This is a genomic window from Stenotrophomonas sp. STEN029 (assembly GCF_056760015.1).
Window position 1 is genome coordinate 1 of the sequence record NZ_JBRREC010000063.1, and the last position, 16,652, is coordinate 16,652.

The 16,652-nt window shown below is 63.8% G+C and carries 13 protein-coding genes; 5 read left to right on the plus strand and 8 right to left on the minus strand.

The window, feature by feature from the left end; translation table 11 throughout:
• Positions 1-369: 369 nt before the first annotated feature.
• From ACVOLI_RS13855 to ACVOLI_RS13880, 6 genes are all read right to left on the minus strand, one after another.
• Complete coding sequence (locus ACVOLI_RS13855) at positions 370-1,446, minus strand: alpha/beta fold hydrolase (protein WP_481614860.1); 1,077 nt, start codon at positions 1,444-1,446, stop codon at positions 370-372.
• Positions 1,447-1,950: 504 nt separating this feature from the next.
• The gene (locus tag ACVOLI_RS13860; protein ID WP_481614861.1) at positions 1,951-4,803 is read right to left on the minus strand and encodes a TonB-dependent receptor plug domain-containing protein; all 2,853 of its coding nucleotides are present in this window, start codon (positions 4,801-4,803) and stop codon (positions 1,951-1,953) included.
• Positions 4,804-5,041: 238 nt separating this feature from the next.
• The gene (locus ACVOLI_RS13865; RefSeq protein WP_481614862.1) at positions 5,042-6,349 is read right to left on the minus strand and encodes an ABC transporter permease; all 1,308 of its coding nucleotides are present in this window, start codon (positions 6,347-6,349) and stop codon (positions 5,042-5,044) included.
• Between the two features lie 10 nt (positions 6,350-6,359).
• On the minus strand, positions 6,360-7,520 hold the full coding sequence (locus tag ACVOLI_RS13870) for an ABC transporter permease (protein ID WP_282269256.1): 1,161 nt from the start codon (positions 7,518-7,520) through the stop codon (positions 6,360-6,362).
• An 11-nt stretch (positions 7,521-7,531) separates the two neighbouring features.
• Positions 7,532-8,218 carry an ABC transporter ATP-binding protein gene (locus tag ACVOLI_RS13875; protein ID WP_282269254.1) on the minus strand — a complete coding sequence of 229 codons (687 nt, stop codon included), beginning with the start codon at positions 8,216-8,218 and terminating at the stop codon, positions 7,532-7,534.
• A 403-nt stretch (positions 8,219-8,621) separates the two neighbouring features.
• Positions 8,622-9,872, minus strand: a complete 1,251-nt coding sequence (locus ACVOLI_RS13880) for an efflux RND transporter periplasmic adaptor subunit (protein WP_481614863.1) — start codon at positions 9,870-9,872, stop codon at positions 8,622-8,624.
• A 211-nt stretch (positions 9,873-10,083) separates the two neighbouring features.
• Between ACVOLI_RS13880 and ACVOLI_RS13885 the strand changes: the two genes are divergently transcribed.
• From ACVOLI_RS13885 to ACVOLI_RS13905, 5 genes are all read left to right on the plus strand, one after another.
• Complete coding sequence (locus ACVOLI_RS13885) at positions 10,084-11,004, plus strand: ABC transporter ATP-binding protein (RefSeq protein ID WP_481614864.1); 921 nt, start codon at positions 10,084-10,086, stop codon at positions 11,002-11,004.
• The gene (locus tag ACVOLI_RS13890; protein WP_481614865.1) at positions 11,004-11,783 is read left to right on the plus strand and encodes an ABC transporter permease; all 780 of its coding nucleotides are present in this window, start codon (positions 11,004-11,006) and stop codon (positions 11,781-11,783) included. Before ACVOLI_RS13885 ends, ACVOLI_RS13890 begins: the two co-directional genes overlap by 1 nt.
• Positions 11,784-11,818: 35 nt before the next feature.
• Entirely contained in the window at positions 11,819-13,024 is a 1,206-nt protein-coding gene (locus tag ACVOLI_RS13895; protein ID WP_481614866.1) for a sensor histidine kinase, read from the plus strand.
• Positions 13,021-13,623, plus strand: coding sequence for a response regulator transcription factor (locus tag ACVOLI_RS13900; protein ID WP_481614867.1), 603 nt, complete (start codon positions 13,021-13,023; stop codon positions 13,621-13,623). The genes ACVOLI_RS13895 and ACVOLI_RS13900 overlap by 4 nt, the downstream gene beginning before the upstream one ends.
• Positions 13,624-13,836: 213 nt before the next feature.
• Positions 13,837-14,607 (plus strand): ThuA domain-containing protein, encoded by a 771-nt coding sequence (locus ACVOLI_RS13905; protein ID WP_481614868.1) that lies wholly within the window; start codon positions 13,837-13,839, stop codon positions 14,605-14,607.
• A 5-nt stretch (positions 14,608-14,612) separates the two neighbouring features.
• Here ACVOLI_RS13905 and ACVOLI_RS13910 read toward each other — a convergent pair whose 3' ends face one another.
• Positions 14,613-15,149, minus strand: coding sequence for a cytochrome b (locus tag ACVOLI_RS13910; protein ID WP_282269240.1), 537 nt, complete (start codon positions 15,147-15,149; stop codon positions 14,613-14,615).
• Complete coding sequence (locus ACVOLI_RS13915; protein ID WP_481614869.1) at positions 15,146-16,255, minus strand: catalase family peroxidase; 1,110 nt, start codon at positions 16,253-16,255, stop codon at positions 15,146-15,148. The genes ACVOLI_RS13910 and ACVOLI_RS13915 overlap by 4 nt, the downstream gene beginning before the upstream one ends.
• Positions 16,256-16,652 lie beyond the last annotated feature (397 nt).

Below are 16,652 nucleotides of genomic sequence, written 5' to 3' on the forward strand. Positions count from 1 at the left end.
AAACCAAAAACCCCGCTGCCAGAAGCAGCGGGGTTTTTCTTTGCTTGCAGTAAAAGCGGGCTTTTGGCAGCGGTGGCAGGCTTTTGTGGGAGCGGCGTAAGCCGCGAAGCTCATAGAAACAACGATGCGGAAAGGCTTGAGCGGAGCCAGAAGCCAGAAGCGCCCCCCATCCGCCCTTCGGGCACCTTCCCCCGCAGGCGGGAGAAGGGAAAGAAAGAGCTAGAGCAGAAGCCAAAGCCAAAGCCAAAGCCAAAGCCAAAGCCAAAGCCTTGGGGTTCTGCGGCGCTGCTTGGAATGCCCCTGCCGAACATGGTTCGGCACTACGGGTTCGCGGGGCCTTGGTGAATCGTCTCGAAAACCGTTGGTGACTCAAAGGCTCGCTGTCACTGTGGACGCACAATCGCCGCTGTCACCAGCCTGTTCGAACCAGGTGTTCACCGCACCCGATAGACGATCCAGGCGCATCGGCAATGTCAGGTGATCTTCGGCGGCGACTTCAAGATAGCGCGCGTGCGGCGCGGCCGCGGCCAATGCGCGGCCCTGTGCTACCGGAATGTGCTCGTCGTCGCGGCCGTGTATCAACAGCACGCAGGCGGGAACCTGTGCCAAGGCCTGACCGACGTCCACCTGGTCCAGATTGAGGCCCAGTTTGCGATCGGTCGTGGCGATTGCTTCGTCCAGACCGCGGCCACCGTACTGCCAGCGCGCCAGCGGTAGGGCGACATAGTCGCTCCAACGTTCCGCCGGTTTGGCCAGCATGTGCGGGACCATCGTGCGGATTGCTTCGCCGGCGTTGTCGAAGGATTCCATCGCCACGACGCTGCGCAGCTGCGGGCCCAGTTCGCGTGCGGCGAAGATCGCGGTAGCGGCGCCGTAGGAGACACCGAGCAGATGCACCGGGCCGGTAACCTGGCCTTCGCTCTTCAGAGCTCTCAATGCGGCGACCACATCCTCGCCTTCGCGGGTGCCATAGCCGGAAAGCGCATGACCGGAGCGACCGTGATTGCGCAGATCCAGAGCGATAGTGCGGTAGCCCTGTTGCGCCAACTCCAGCGACCACGGCATCAGCGAACCGCCATCCATCATCCAGCCATGCAGCAGGATCACCGTACCGCGTGGCTGTGTGTGGGTTTCGATGTCCGGTGCCGAGGCGTCCAGCGAAAACTCCGGGAAGCGCTTTCCCTTGCCGAGATAACGGTAGTCCAGGCGGTAGTCGCCCGGCTCGAACGACACCCAATGCAGGGCGACGCCATCGCTGCCGGTAACGCTGCCTTGCTGATGTGGCAGGCGGGCGAGCAGGGCATCGATGCGTTCAGTGGGGACCAGCGGTGATGTGCCACCAGGTGCCGCCAAGCGCTCACTGAGCGACAGTGGGGGGACGGGGGATGAGAGGGCAAAGCCGGCCAGCATCACGCAGACGCCAGCCAGCGCCAGCGAACGAAGCATGGCGGGAACCGGTTTGGGGAGCCTGCCACGGTAGTCACAAAGCGGCGCTGCATCTACCTCGTGGCGATGACAGGCAGATGACCGTTGTGTGGTGTTTGGGTTGCGGGGGCCTACTGATCAGGCGCCCGCTCAACAAAGGGCGGTATGACAGGTTTGCACAGTTGTCTGTGGGAGCGGCGTAAGCCGCGACGCAGATCAAGCATCCGCTATCTGCAATAGGGAATTGCAGTTTATGCGGTCAAAGCGAGTGCGCTTGCGAGTGCTTGTAGGAGCGGCGTGAGCCGAGAAGCAGGTGATGCGTCCGCTACATATGGGTTGGCAATCGCAGCTTTCTTTTTGTGATCGGAGCAACGCCGCCTGCGGCCGATGGCCGCCCCGCTACCGCAAAGACGCGAAAAGCTGCCCTCACCCCAACCCCTCTCCCGCGAACGGGAGAGGGGCTTCAAGCGCAGCGTTGCGAGTGGTCGACGTTGTCGTCGGCACCCGCCGCTGTTGTTACCTGGATCAGAAGCGCTGCTGGTACTTCATGTACATGAAACGACCGATGTCGAAGCCACCGTAGTAGGTGAAGCTGCTGTTCGGCTGGCTGTACATGATCGGGCCTTCATGCTTGAACACGTTGTTGACGCCCAGCGACACGGTGCCGTTCCACGGCATGGCATAACGCACCTGCAGGTCGTGGAAGGTGTTGGAGCCCAGCTTGCGGCTCGGCTGCATGTCGGTGTACGCCGACTGGAAGTCCGGCATGTTGCACTCCGGGCCACCGTCCAGATCGTAGGAACACTTCTCCTTCATGCTGGAGTAGTAACGGGTGGTCCAGCTCGCGCCGAAGTTGCCGTTCTGCCAATCCAGCGTCAGGTTGGAGCGCACGCGGAAGTTGCCTTCCCAACCCGTGAACTCTTCGTCCGGGGTGGTGGCTACGTTGTCGCTCTTGCGCGACAGGTAGTCCACGTACGTGGTGTTCCAACGCAGCGACAGCTGGCCGTAGGCCATTTCCGGCAGACGGTAACGGACGCCGAGGTCATAGCCAGCGGTTTCCTGGTAACCGGCGTTGTTCAACGAACGGTTCATGCCGCTGACCTGGCCCTTGTTGGCGCCGGAGCTGTAGCGGGTGAAGCGGTCGCAGGCCGAGCTGATGTTCTGCACGTAGCACTGGTTGAGGATGTCGGTGGCCGACTCGCCAACGATCACGTCGTCGATGCGGATCTTCCACCAGTCCAGGCTCAGGTCCAGGCCGCTGACGAAGTCCGGGCTGTAGACCAGGCCGACGGTCCAGGTCTTGGCGGTTTCCGGCTTCAGCGCGGCGTTGGAGCCGGAGGTGAAGTCGGTGACGGCCTGTACGCCGGAGGTGGTGGCCAGTTCGCCGTCGCCGGTCTTCTGGCGGAAGTCGGCACCCAGGCCGGCAGCGCTGCAGCGTGCAGCTACTTCAGCATTGCGTGCGGCTGCACCGAACGAACGGTCGCAGGGATCGGTGACGCGGTCACGGGTGGTGACGGTGCCGCCGTACAGGTCGTCCACGGTCGGCGCACGGAAGCCGGTGCCGTAGGTGGCGCGGACCAGCAAGGTGTCGATCGGCTTCCACTTCAGGCCGAACTTGCCGTTGGTGGTGCCACCGAAGTTGTTGTAGTCGGAATAGCGACCAGCCAGGTCCAGCGACAGTTCACGTGCGAACGGCATGTCGGCCAGCAGCGGCACCTGCACTTCCAGGTAGACCTCGTCCAGCTTGTAGTCGCCACGCGTCGGCGCGCCGCTGGTGCCGGCGATTTCGCCGTTCTGCACCATCAGGTCCGGGGTGTAGCTGGCTTCTTCGCTGCGATGTTCAACGCCCATCGCCGCCATGATGTCACCGGCCGGCAGGCTCGCCAGCGAGCCGGAGATGTTGGCGCTGACCACCTTGGTGGTGCTCCGCATTTCATCGGTGAAGCGGGTGAAGATGTAGTCGCGCACCGCCTTGTCGCTGAGCGAGCCGGGGGTGTTGCTGCCTGCCGGTGCCAGCGGATTCCACGGCACGCAGCCTTCGATCACGTTGCCGAGGCTGCCGCAGCGGGCAACACCGCCGGCGTCGATGAAGGACGGGCCGACGGCCAGGTTGACGTTCGGCTGGTACATGCTCTGCAGGCTGCGGCGCTCGCCTTCATTGCGGTTGAACATGTAGCTCACGTTCCAGTCCCAGAACCGCGAACCGGTCTCGAAGCTGCCTTCCAGGCCAAGGCTGGCGCGCTTGGTGGTCAGCGCGTTGTTGGTCACACGCGGGTATTCCTCGGTGCGACGCGAGAACAACACGTCCTTGCCCCAATGGTTGAACGCGCTCTCGGCCGAGAGTGCGGCACGTGCGCCGCTGGCTGCCTGTGCGGCCGACACCGAGTAGGGATAACCGGCGAGTTGCTTGACCGATTCGCGTTCGCTGTACAGAACGTCGGCGACAACGCGCAGATCGTCGGTGATCTGGAAACCACCATTGGCAAAGGCAGACTTGCGCTCCAGCGAGGAGAGCAGTGTCATGTTGGTCTTGGTGTTGGCGTAGGTCGCCGCGTCCGGCTTGTGGAAGTTGGCGACATCGGACGGATCGCCGCCCGGGCCAACGGTAAGCTGCTTGCCGTCGACGGTGACTGAACCCCACTGGGTATTGCCGTTCAGGCCATCAGCGGGATGGTAGGGGCCGTTGGGATAGGCAGTGAATTCGCGGGCGCCACCCAGGACCGGATCTTCCTTGGTCTTTTCGGCGCCAATGCTGAACCAGCCGCGGTCGAAGGTCTTGCCGAAGTTGGCGCTGTTGGAGCGCTTCTGGCCGTCGCCTTCGCCGTACTGGCCGACATAGGCGCTGGCGTTGCCGCCGTCGAAGTTCTTGCGGGTGATGACGTTGACGACGCCGGCGATGGCGTCCGAGCCGTACAGTGCCGACGCACCGTCGGTCAGCACTTCAACACGCTCGACGATGGCCGAGGGAATCGAACCGACGTCGGAGAAGCCGCCGGCGCTGACGCCCATGCGGCGGCCGTCGATCAGCACCAGGGTGCGCTCCGGGCCGAGGTTGCGCAGGCTGACATACATGCCGCCGTAGTCACGGCCGGACGACAGCGCCGAGGCGCGGCTCAGCGACGGTGCGCCGGCAGCGGTGACGTCCTGCAGGATGTCGGCGACGTTGACGTAGCCCTTCTTCTCGATTTCCGCACGGCTCAAGGCGATGACCGGCTGGGCGGTCTCAACGCTGGCTTGGCGGATGCGTGAACCGGTGATCTCGATGCGGTCCAGGGTGGTGGTGGTCTCGCCCGCATCCTGTGCGAACGCGGTGAGGCTGGAGCTGCCGAGCAACGCGAGGGTGATCGCGGAGCACAGTTTGGTCGACTTCAAATACATCGCTTTCGGTTTTCCTTTATACCAACTACAAAAAAAGCGCCCTTGTGGGGCGCCGTCACAGATGCATCACCGTTGGGGGAGGGACACAGCATCTGCCATCACAGCTCCGCTGGCCGCCGGGACTTGGGCGGGCGCGCATGATGACCGAAACCGATGGCTGCGTGAAGGTAGACTTTCCGCCAACCCACCTGCACAAGGGCAGGTGGGTTGTTTGCTGTGCGGGCTGCGCCGTGTTGAGTCAGGTTTCGCGCAAAGCGGTGGTGATGGGCAAACGCGCCGCGCGCAGCGCGGGGAACAGGCCGCCGACCAGACCAATTCCCAACGCCCACTTCAATCCGCTCCACAACAGCGGCGGCGAGACCTTGAACTGGAACACCACCTGGCTGAAGTTGTTGCCCAGGGTTGAAACGGTGAAGTTGTTGAATGCCAGCCAGGCGACGGCACCGCCCAGCAGACCGCCCAGCAGGGCCAGCAGCATGGTTTCCAGCATCACGGCGGTAACCACCGGCACGCCACGGAAGCCGATTGCGCGCAGCGTTGCGATTTCCCGCGCACGGGTGGCGACGGCGGCATACATGGTGTTGAGTGCGCCGAACACCGCACCTACGGCCATGATCGCGCCGATCACCGTGCCCAGTACCTTCAGCAGCTTGTTCAAGCCGCCGCCCTGCTTGCGGTAATACTCGGCCGTGCTTTCGACATCGAGCTTGAGCCGCGGATCGTTGGCGACGGCTGCCTTGAAGCTCTCAAAGCCTTGTTTGCCGTCGGTGCGCACGCTGATCGATTGCCAGGCACTGCGGTTGTAGGTAGTGGCCAGCGTCTGCGCATCGGTCCACAACTCCGAATCATGCGCATCGCCGGATTCGAAGATACCGACCACCGTCCAGGCTTGATTGCCCAGCATCAACTCCTTGCCAACCTCCAGACCCTGGAACTGCTTCTGCGCCCCACGGCCGGCGACGATCTCACGCAGGCCCGCACCGAATTTGCGGCCTTCGACCAGTTTTACCTTGTCGTGCACGGCCCAGGCCTGCTCGCCGACACCACGGAACTGTGCGTTGACATCGGTGCCGTCGCCGCGCGAGGTGAGGTTGACCACCTGCGAGACTTCAGCAGACACCAGCGGCCGGCCATCTTCACCACGCTTCACGCCCGGCAGGGTTTCCAGCAAGGGCACCTGATCGCGGGTGATCACCGAGTTGGTTTCGGCCTGCGAGCCGCCGCGCAGGACGATTGCGGTGCTGTCATCGCCGGTGCTTTCCAGTGTGGCCTGGAAGCCATGGCCCATCGCCAGCATCGCCACCAGCACGCCGACCACACCGGCGATACCGATCACGATCACCGATGAGGCGCCCCAACGCTGCGGCAGGCTGGCAAGACCAATCCGGGTGGCAGCCAGTGCCAGCCGCCCGGTGCGCGTGAGAAGCAGCCACAGTGTGATCGCCACCGCGAGTACCGCCACACCGATCCATGGCAGCGCGATCCACACGCCAAGGCCAGCCACCAACAGCACGATCACCAGCGCATTCGAAAGAAAGTTCTTCATGTCGTTGTCCTCAGCGCCCGGCCAGTGCGTCGACGATCTTCAGGCGCTTGGCCCGCAGTGCCGGCAACACGCCCACCACCAAGCCGATCACCACGATCAGCACCAGTCCCACGATCCAGGTCTGTGCCGGCACGTGCGGCGGCAGCAGGCCCATGGTCTGCGGCGCCATCACCGGCAGCGCCAGCGCGGCGAGCCCCAGGCCGATCGCACCGCCCAGGCCAACCAGTACGATGGATTCCACCATCACCAGCATCAGCATGGTGCCGTCCTTGAAGCCCAGGGTCTTCAGCGTGGCAAGTTCGGGCACGCGTTCACGCACGGCCTGGGCCATGGTGTTGCCGGTGAGCAGCAGCAAGGTGAAGAACACGGCACCCATGATCGAGGTGACGATCATGCCGATGTCGGCGAACTGCTTGATGAAAGCCTGCTGGAAGGCCGATTCGGTCTGGCTCTTGGTTTCATGGTCGGAGTTGGCCGAGATCGCGTCGATGGCCTGCGCCACGCGTGAAGCATGATCCGGGTTGTCCAGACGCACGGTGTACCAGCTGACCTGGTTCTTGATGTAGTCGTTGGATTCGTCGAAATACTTCCAGTTCATCATCAACTGGCGTTCTTCGTTGGCAGCGGTAGCGGTGTTCTTGGACTTGAAGGTACCAACCAGCTGCAACGGCCAATCGTTGCTGCCACCACGCGGGAAGATGGTGGCCTGCAGCGGAATGGTGTCGCCGATCTTCCAGCCGAACTGCTTGGCCAGCGACTCACCGACGATGGCGCCGGTACGCGTGTTGCGGAAAGCCTCCACCTGTTCCTTGGAGATGTCGAACTCGGTCATCAGGTCGAAGTAGTTCGGTGCAACCGAGAAGTTCGGGAAGAAATTCTTCTGGTCCTGATAGATGCCGCCGAACCACATGGCATAGGTGACGTCGTCGACGCCCTCGATCTGCCGTATCTGCGACTCCAGCCGGATCGGCAGTGATTGGGTGATGGACAGACGCGAGGCCACCACCAGACGGTTGGCGCCGGCCACGGTGCTGCCACCGCTGGCAAAGGCCACGCGCACCGAATCGAGCATGCCGAACAACAGGAAGGCGGTAACGATGGAGAGCAGGGTGAACAACGTACGCGTGCGGCTGCGGAACAGCTGCGCCCAGATCAATGAGAAGTACTTCATGGCCGTGCTCCTCAGTGCACCGGGGCGTCGACCAGCTCGCCCTTGTCCAGATGCACGGTGTGGGTGGCGTACTCGGCGGCCTTGGGATCATGGGTGACCATGATGATGGTCTTGCCGTGTTCGCGGTTGAGCAGCTGCAGCAGGCCCAGCACTTCCTCCGCGCTCTGGCGGTCGAGGTCGCCGGTGGGCTCGTCACAGATCAGGAAGGTGGGGTCGGAGACGATGGCGCGGGCGATGGCCACGCGCTGCTGCTGGCCGCCGGACAGCTCATTGGGCCGATGATCGCGGCGATCCGCCAGGCCGACCAGGGTCAAGGCGATCTGCGCACGCCGCTTGCGGTCGCTGGCGCTGAGGTTGGTCAGCAGCAGCGGCAGTTCGACGTTCTTCTGCGCGCTGAGCATGGGCATCAGGTTGTAGAACTGGAACACGAAGCCAACGTGGTGGCTGCGCCAGGTGGAGAGCTGGCCCGCGCTGAGCTGGTCGATGCGCTGGTCTTCGATGTTGATCTCGCCACCGCTTGGGGTATCCAGGCCACCGATCAGGTTGAGCAGGGTGGTCTTGCCGGAACCGGAGGGTCCCATCAGCGCGACGAAGTCGCCACGGTCGATGTCCAGGTTGATGCCGTGCAGGACCTGCACTTTTTCCGGGCCACGCTGGTAGGTCTTGGTGATGTTGCGCAGGGAGACGAGGGTGCTCATGGATGATCCTCAGCAGTGACGCGGTGGTGTTCGATGTTGAGTGTTTGACGCCTGACGTGGGATTGCTTCGCTTTGCTTCTGTTCCCTCCCTTTGCCGAAGGCAAGGGGAGGGTTAGGGAGGGGGGCTTTGGCTTTGCTTTTCTCTGGCGTTGGCCGTTGCTGTTGCTGCTTTCCCCTCTCCCGCCTGCGGGAGAGGGGTAGGGGTGAGGGCTGCTTCTGCTTTGCTTCAGGTTTCTGCAGTAGCTCTGCTTCATGTGGCTTTCAAAGCCAAAGCCAAAGCCAAAGCACCCCTCCCCAACCCTCCCCTGCGCTCCGCGCAAGGGAGGGGGTAGAAGCAACAGCAAGCAGCTACTTCATGCTTCAGGTGATTCGCACCAGCTCTGCAAACATCACAAGCTTGCGCTTACTTCTCCGCGCCTTCCAGCGTCACTTTGTCGCCATCTTTCAATTCAGCAGCCGGGCTGAGTACCACTGTCTGCCCGGCACTCAATCCCGACAGCACCTGCTTGTCCTTGGCCAAGACCTGGCCTACTTCCAGTGCCTGCTGTTTCACCTTGTCATCGGCCTGCACCACGAAGGCGACCGGCTTGCCGTCGCGCTCGACGATGGCGGCAGCGGGTACGCGCACGCCCTTCGGTGCTTCAGTGCCAGCGGCTGCGGCTTTCTCCAGGAAACTGACGCGTACGCCCATCTCCGGCACGATGCGTGGGTCCTTTGCTTCCAATGCCACACGTACCTTGACTGTCGCCTTGCCGCGGTCAGCGGTGGGAATGATGGCAATCACGTGGCCCGGAATCTTCCAGTCCGGGTAGGCATTCAGCACGATTTCCACCGGCATCTTCGGCTGCACGCGGCCGATGAAGGCTTCGCCTACCTCCACTTCCACTTCCAGCGATTCCATGTCGACGATGGTGCCGATGCCAGTACGGGTGAAGCCGCCACCGGCCGACAGCGGCGAGACGATCTCGCCGGGCTGCGCAGCCTTGGCCGTGACCACGCCGGAGAACGGTGCACGCACCACGTTGTTGTCCACGCCCAGGTCGGCGATGGCCAGCGCATCCTGCGCGACCTTGGCGTTGTGGCGTGACGTTGCCAGCTGCGCGCGCAGGCTGTCGCGTGCGGCCACGGCCTGGTCATACTGCGAGCGTGAAACCAATTGTTGGCCAACCAGCGACTGCAGGCGGCCCGCCTCAGCTTCGGCCTGGCGCAGCTGCGCCTGCAGGCCTTCGGTCTGGCTGCGGGCGGCATCGAGCTGGGCGGCGTTGAGGCTGCGTTGCGCGTTGGCATCGATCGGGTCCAGCGTGGCCATCACCTGGCCTTCTTCGACCCTCATGCCTTCCTCGATCATCACCTCGCGTACCTTGCCGGTGATCTTGGCCGAGACGGTCGCCATGCGCCGGGCAACCACGTAGCCGCTGGCGTCCAGCACCGAACTGTTGCCGGCACCGGCCTGGTTCATGGCCACCACGGGGGCGGTCTGCACCGTCACCGGCGGTTTGCCGCCCAACATGGCGCCAATGCCGAGTACCAGCAGCAGGGCTACTACCAGTCCGATCACGATCCACAACCAACGGCGCGACGGTGCCGGGCCACGCGGTGGCGGGGCGGAGCGGTCGATGCGGAGTTCCTTCAGCAGTTCAGCAGATGCATTCATGGGTAGCAGGACGGCGTGAGAGCGGGAATGTGACCGCAACTTAGCGTAATTCGCTGCGGCCGACAGTGATGGACCGGGACGGGCACATCATAGGCAGCACCCTGCCCGGCGCGCAGGTGACGGCTGTCATGTGCTTTGCCTGATCGGATTCACTGGGGAGGCAGACATCGCCGACCTAATGTTGCGGCACTCCCTGAAGAAGGCGGCGGCAATGACGGCACATGGTGAAGTACTGGCAGGCCTACACGGCGTGCACAAGCATTACGGTGCAGTGCGGGCCCTGGATGGCGTTGATCTGGAGCTGCGGGCCGGGCAGGTGCTGGCGCTGCTTGGGCCAAATGGTGCAGGCAAGACCACCGCCATCAGCCTGATGCTGGGCCTGCTGCGGGCCGATGCCGGGCAGGTGCAGCTGTTCGGCCATGATCCGCAACAGCTGGCCGCGCGGCGTGGCATCGGGGTGATGCTGCAGAGTGCCGCGTTGCCGGAGACCTTGAACGTGGCCGAGCTGATCCAATTGTCGGCCAGCTACTACCCGTCCCCCCGCGACCTGGCGGATGTAGCCGCGCTGGCCGGTATCGAGGACCTGCTGAAGCGTCGCTACGGCAAGCTGTCCGGCGGGCAGCAGCGACGGGTTCAGTTCGCCCTTGCCGTGTGTGGGCGGCCACGGCTGCTGTTCCTGGACGAACCCACGGTTGGCCTCGACCTGCCGGCACGCCAGCAGCTGTGGGCGACGGTAAGGGCCCTGGTCGCCGAAGGCACCGCCGTGGTTTTGACCACTCACTATCTGGAGGAAGCAGAGCGCCTGGCCGATCGTGTCTGCGTGCTGTTGCGCGGACGCATCGTCAGCGACGGCAGCGTGGATGCACTGCGCGCACGGGTCATCCATCGCAGCATCCGCTGTGTCAGCACCTTGGATGCGGCGGTGCTGGCGTCCTGGCCGGGGGTGGTGCAGATCAGCCGGGACGGTGACTACCTGCAGCTGCGCAGCGACCGTGTCGAAAGCGTGGTGCGGCAACTATTGCAGGCAGACCCTGCGCTATCCGGACTGGAGGTGCAGCCGGCTGGGCTGGGCGAAGCATTCACCGATCTGACTGCAGCCGATGCTGCACAGACACAACGCGAGGCAGCCTGATGAACAGCCAATACCAATCCATGCTGCCGGTGATGTCGTCCCGCCAAGTGCTGGGTGCCTATCTGCAGGAGAGCCGTGCCGAATGCCTGCGCTATCTGCGCTACCCCGGGTTCGTGTTGCCGACATTACTTTTCCCGGCGGTGTTCTATCTGCTGTTCGCGGTGCTGCTCGGCCACACGCAGCCGGCCCAGGCCGCCCGCTTCCTGCTTGGCAGCTATGTCACCTTCGGGGTGATGGCGCCGGGCCTGTTCGGCTTTGGCATCGCGCTGGCACTGGAACGTGACAACGGCCTGCTTACCCTCAAGCGCGCGATGCCGATGCCACCGCTGGCCTATCTGCTCGGCAAGATGGTGATGGCGATGCTGACCGCGCTGGCCATCGTGGTGATCCTGCAGCTGTTGGCCACCACCGTGGCCGGGGTGCAGCTCAATGCCTCGCAGATGCTGCGGCTGACCGCGGTGGCAACCCTGGGCACCTTGCCGTTCTGCGCACTGGGCCTGTTGCTGGGCACGCTGGCCAAGGGCGATGGTGCAGCCGCGGTGATCAACCTGGTCTACCTGCCGATGGCGGTGTTGTCGGGCCTGTGGTTTCCCTTGAAGGTGCTGCCGCCGCTGTTGCGGGACCTGGCGGTGATCTGGCCGAGTCATCATCTGAACATGTTGGCGCAGGGCGCATTGGACTTCGAGGTGGGCAGTGCGTGGCCGCACGTGCTGTGGCTACTCGTATTCACGGTAGCCATCACGGCGGTGGCCGGTTGGCGTCTGCGCCGCCACGGCTGATGGCATCATTGCCGCATTGCACAGGATGAAGGTCGATGGGATTGCAGCGCCCTGGGTGGTTGAAGCCGGCACCGGACTCGGTGGTGGCCGACAACATCAAGCTCGGCAAATGGCCGTGGGTGGATGCCGTGCATCTGCTGTGGACGGTCTGGGTGTTCATCACGCCGATGTTCGGCGCGGGCTACACCCTGCGCTGGGCGTTGATCACCCTGTGGTCGTTCCCGTTGTTCATCGTGTTCTACCTGCTGACCTTGATAAGCGCGCGGCGGCACGCGCCGATCTTCGCGTTGGCGATGATCGTACTGTCGATGGCGCTGCTGCCGATCTACCCCTCCGGCATGAACTACTTCGTGTTCGGTTGCGTGATGTTGCGGACCAACCGTTGCATCAGCGTGCGGCACTACCTGCTGGAACTCGTACTGTTGAACATCGCCTTCGTCTCGTTGGCATGGTGGATAGGCTATCCGTGGCAGGTGGTGGCTTGGATTCCGGCGCTGACGGTCATCATTGGATTGATCGTCAACGTCGAGCGCACCAGCAGCGAGAAGGACGCCGCGCTGCGCCTTTCCCACGAGGAAGTTCGACGCCTGGCCGCGACCGCCGAGCGCGAGCGTATTGGTCGCGATCTGCACGATCTGCTCGGGCACACCTTGTCGCTGATCACCTTGAAGATGGAGCTGTCACGCAAGCTGTTCGAACGCGACCCGCAGCGCTCACAGCGCGAGCTGGCCGAGGCCGAACAGATCGCGCGCGATGCGCTGGCCCAGGTGCGCAGCGCGGTTACTGGTTTTCGTGCTGCCGACCTTGCTGCTGAGTTGGCTTCGGCCCATCTATTGCTGGAGTCTTCGCGCGTGCACCTGCGCTATTCGCCGCCGCCCGCGATGCCTGGGTGGATCGAGGCTGGCTTGTCGATGGTGTTGCGCGAGGCCGCGACCAATATCGCTCGCCATGCCCAGGCCAATGAGGCACTGATCAGCATCGACGTTTCGCCGGAGGCGGTGCAGATGGAAGTAGTGGACGACGGTCGCGGTGGTGTTTCAGCCAACGGCAATGGTCTGGCCGGAATGCGCGAGCGGGTGTTGGCATTGGGCGGTGAACTGCAGATCGAGTCGCCGAAGGGCCAGGGTACGCGCTTGAAGATCCGTGTCCCGGTGCAGGCGCAGGACAGGCCGTCGACGTTGGTCGCCGGCGTGCCGCAGGCCGACGCAGGAAGTCTGCCGGCACAGGAGGCACGCGCATGATCCGCATCCTGTTGGCCGAGGACCAGGCGATGGTGCGCGGAGCGCTGTCGGCACTGCTCAACCTGGAATCGGATATCGAAGTGATAGGCACGGCAGCCGACGGCGAAATCGCCTGGCGCGAACTGCAGCGCCTGAAGCCGGATGTATTGGTCACCGATATTGAAATGCCACTGCTGACCGGGCTGGAGTTGGCACAACGGGTGCAACGTCATCAACTGCCGATCAAGGTGGTGATCGTCACCACGTTTGCCCGCAGCGGCTTCCTGCGCCGCGCCCTGGATGCGGGCGTGCAGGGCTATCTGCTCAAGGATGCGCCGGCCGAGAAGCTGGCTGATGCCCTGCGTCAGGTGCAGCGCGGTGGGCGCGCGATCGACCCGCAGTTGGCGGTGGAGGCATGGTCCGAGGCCGACCCGTTGAATGATCGCGAGCGGCAGGTTCTCCGACTCGCCGGAGAAGGCCGCTCGGCCAATGAGATCGCCGAGCAGCTGGGTTTGTCGCATGGCACCGTGCGGAACTATCTGTCCGAGTGCATTGGAAAGCTCGGCGTGGCCAACCGCATCGAAGCCCACCGCATTGCGCGCCAGAAGGGCTGGCTGTAGCCCAACGGTAGTGCCGAGCCATGCTCGGCAGGGGCCTACCAAGCAGACCCAACCTCGCTGCAATGGACACATTGCGAGCTTCGCGGCTTATGCCGCTCCCACAAGCGGTTGGCGGTATGCCTTTATCCGCGCGAGCTATGAAATTTCAGCAACGCCGCCGTTGCCGCGTCGACGGCACACTATGCTCGCTGCAATCACGGGCAGGAGCTGGGCATGCGAGGTAGATGCTGGATGTTGGCGGTATTGCTGTGTATCAGCGGCCCTGCATGGGCGCAGCAGTTCAAGGTACTGGTCGCTGCAATCCCCAACCAGTACCACCATGACTACATCCCGGTGGCCAAGCCGCAGTTCGAGGCGCTCGCGCGGCAGCACTACTTCGCGTTGACCTGGGCGTGGAACACCAGCGCCTTCGATCAGGATCTGGCGCAGTACGACGCCATCGTGCTGCTCAACACGCCGGCCACCGAGCTGGCACCGACGCAGCGTGAAAAGTTCCAGCAGTACGTGCGCAATGGCGGTGGCGTGGTCGCGGTGCACAAGGCGTTCGCGATACAGCGCGGTGAGTGGGCGTGGTACGACCGCATGATTGGCCGCTCGTTCCGTACCCATCCCTATCTGCAGACCGCCATGGTCGATGTGGTGAACCGTGATTTTCCAGCGACCGCGGGTCTGCCGCAGCGCTGGCTATGGAGCGACGAGTGGTACGAGTACGATCCCCCGTACAGCGATGACCTGGTCACGCTGCTGGTGGTTGACGAGCGTAGCTACGATCCGACCCTGATCTGGCCGGGCCAGGTTGCCAAGGGCATGGGCAGGGATCATCCGGTGGCGTGGTATCACCGGTTCGAAGGTGGTCGCGTGTTTGCCACCGCGCTGGGTCATCAGGCCGAGGCCTATAACGATCCGCGCTACCTGGAGCACCTGTACGGCGGCATCTACTGGGCCGCTACCGGCAAGGGCGAGGGCAAGCCGCCGGCGCGATGAGTGCTTTAGCGGCGTGGGCCGCGTGCCATTGCCTGGAACACGCCATCGCGGCGCACCCAGGCATGGAACAAGGCCGCGCCCACATGCACCAGCACCGTGGCGAACAGCAGGTAGGCGAGCAGGCTGTGGGCATTGCGAAGCAAGGCATACAGCGATGGCGTATGCGGCACGATGGCCGGCAGCTGCACGCCGCCCCACAACACGATGGGATAGCCGCCCGCTGACAGCATGGCCCAGCCGATCAGCGGCATCGCCAACATCAATGCATACAACAGCCAATGCGAAGCGGTCGCAGCCCAGGCCTGCCATGCCGGCAGGTCAGCAGGCAGCGGCGGTGGCCGGTGGCGCAGGCGGTTGTACAGGCGCAGCACGGCCAGTAACAGGATCAGGATGCCGAGAGGTCGGTGCAGGTTGATCAACCCCGGCCGCAGGTGCACCGAGGCAACCATGGTCACGCCGACGAACAGCATTGCCAGGATCAGCAGCGCCATGCTCCAGTGCAGTACGCGCGCCAGCAGGTTGAAGTGGCCGTTGCTGTTCATGGCTGCACCTGTGCGTTGTCACGCGCGGCTTCGCCGGTAGCGCGCTCGCGCTCGCGGCGATTGAAGGATTGCGAGTACACCGCTGAACGGGCGGCGAGGATGGGGTCGTCGCTGCCTTCGATGCCCTCGGGCAGGATCAGCGGGTCGAAGTTGAGGTCATTGCAGCTGCCTTGTTCCTGCGGCTGCATATGCTTGATGGTGAGCACGCCTGCGACTATCTGCTCACGCTCGGCCGGCCACGGCACGGACGGGTCATTGATCGCGTCCTGTGCGATGGCCAGGGTCACCACCAGATTCCAGCGAACCGGGCCCTGTGCGAGCCGCTGCTGCAGATCCTGGCTGAGGAAATCCACGCCGGCCTGTTCGCGGGTTGCGGCATCCAGCTCACGCGGTGTGGCCTGTGGTTGCCAGCGCCAACGTACAGCTCGGCGTTGCCCCTGCGCATTGGTGAACCAGAAACTGTTGACGCTGTTGAACTCGGTGCTGGCCCAGCTGTCGGTCCACGGTGCGGTCTTGGCCCATTGGGTGAACGCGCGGGCGCTGGGGTATTTCTCCTGGATCGCCGCCAGCCTGGCCGGGTCCGGCTTGCCTGTGGCGGGATCGGGAATCTGTGCGCGGGTCTGCTCGTAGAAGGCCTCCGGTGTCGCGACGGCGAGGAACGGGAAGCTGTTCATGGCCATGCGCCATTGCTGGCCGTCATCGCTGCTCAGCTGCAGGGCGATACTGCGCACGCGCGCATTGTTGTCGGCACCATGCGGGTTGCCGCCGCCTATCGACAGGCGCCCTAGTACCGGCACACGTGCCTGTTCGAAGACGCGGGCGTGGGACAGTTGTGGCGCCTGTGCGTTTGGTTCGAACCAGCCGTTTACGCATACGCCCTTGCTGTGGGCGCGACGAAAGCCGGGATGGTTTGCGCCGGTGGCTTCGATGGCGTCGGTGAAGTTCTGTGCGGTCAGGCGATCACGGCCAATCCAGCCAGCGAGCCAGGCAAAGCCGAGTGCGACTGCACCGAGGATCAATGCGATCAAGGCGATCCAGGGCAGGGGAGAGTGCGGCTGGCTGCCGCGCGCTAGCCCGCCGTGGCGGGTGAACTTGAATAGGGGCATTGCGGTACCAGTCGTGTCTGACGGGAGCGTGGTGCCGCTATACGGTGGCAGAACTGGCTGCTGAGGGCCAGCGTTGCTCCCTCCCTTGCGCGTATGCGCAGGGCTTTCAGCTCTCTCCCTTGCACACAGTGCAGCGGCTTTCAGCTCCCTCCCTTGCGCGTAGCGCAGGGGAGGGTTGGGGAGGGGTGAGCTTTTGCGTTGTTGCTGTTGCTGTTGCTTTGGCTGCTGCCTTTTCACGCTTGGATCGCGGCGTGCATGTAACTCAAAATCTGAAGCCAAAGCCAAAGCCAAAGCCAAAGCCAAAGTCAAAGCCAAAGTCAAAGCCAAAGCCAAAGCCAAAGCCAAAGCCAAAGCTCCCCTCATCCCAACCCTCGCTCCGCGCCCCGGCCCTTGCGCT

Coding starts and splice junctions, on each gene's coding strand:
- ACVOLI_RS13855 (WP_481614860.1), bottom strand. CDS start 1,446: ATGCTTCGTTCGCTGGCGCTGGCTGGCGTCTGCGTGATGCTGGCCGGC.
- ACVOLI_RS13860 (WP_481614861.1), bottom strand. CDS start 4,803: ATGTATTTGAAGTCGACCAAACTGTGCTCCGCGATCACCCTCGCGTTG.
- ACVOLI_RS13865 (WP_481614862.1), bottom strand. CDS start 6,349: ATGAAGAACTTTCTTTCGAATGCGCTGGTGATCGTGCTGTTGGTGGCT.
- ACVOLI_RS13870 (WP_282269256.1), bottom strand. CDS start 7,520: ATGAAGTACTTCTCATTGATCTGGGCGCAGCTGTTCCGCAGCCGCACG.
- ACVOLI_RS13875 (WP_282269254.1), bottom strand. CDS start 8,218: ATGAGCACCCTCGTCTCCCTGCGCAACATCACCAAGACCTACCAGCGT.
- ACVOLI_RS13880 (WP_481614863.1), bottom strand. CDS start 9,872: ATGAATGCATCTGCTGAACTGCTGAAGGAACTCCGCATCGACCGCTCC.
- ACVOLI_RS13885 (WP_481614864.1), top strand. CDS start 10,084: ATGACGGCACATGGTGAAGTACTGGCAGGCCTACACGGCGTGCACAAG.
- ACVOLI_RS13890 (WP_481614865.1), top strand. CDS start 11,004: ATGAACAGCCAATACCAATCCATGCTGCCGGTGATGTCGTCCCGCCAA.
- ACVOLI_RS13895 (WP_481614866.1), top strand. CDS start 11,819: ATGGGATTGCAGCGCCCTGGGTGGTTGAAGCCGGCACCGGACTCGGTG.
- ACVOLI_RS13900 (WP_481614867.1), top strand. CDS start 13,021: ATGATCCGCATCCTGTTGGCCGAGGACCAGGCGATGGTGCGCGGAGCG.
- ACVOLI_RS13905 (WP_481614868.1), top strand. CDS start 13,837: ATGCGAGGTAGATGCTGGATGTTGGCGGTATTGCTGTGTATCAGCGGC.
- ACVOLI_RS13910 (WP_282269240.1), bottom strand. CDS start 15,149: ATGAACAGCAACGGCCACTTCAACCTGCTGGCGCGCGTACTGCACTGG.
- ACVOLI_RS13915 (WP_481614869.1), bottom strand. CDS start 16,255: ATGCCCCTATTCAAGTTCACCCGCCACGGCGGGCTAGCGCGCGGCAGC.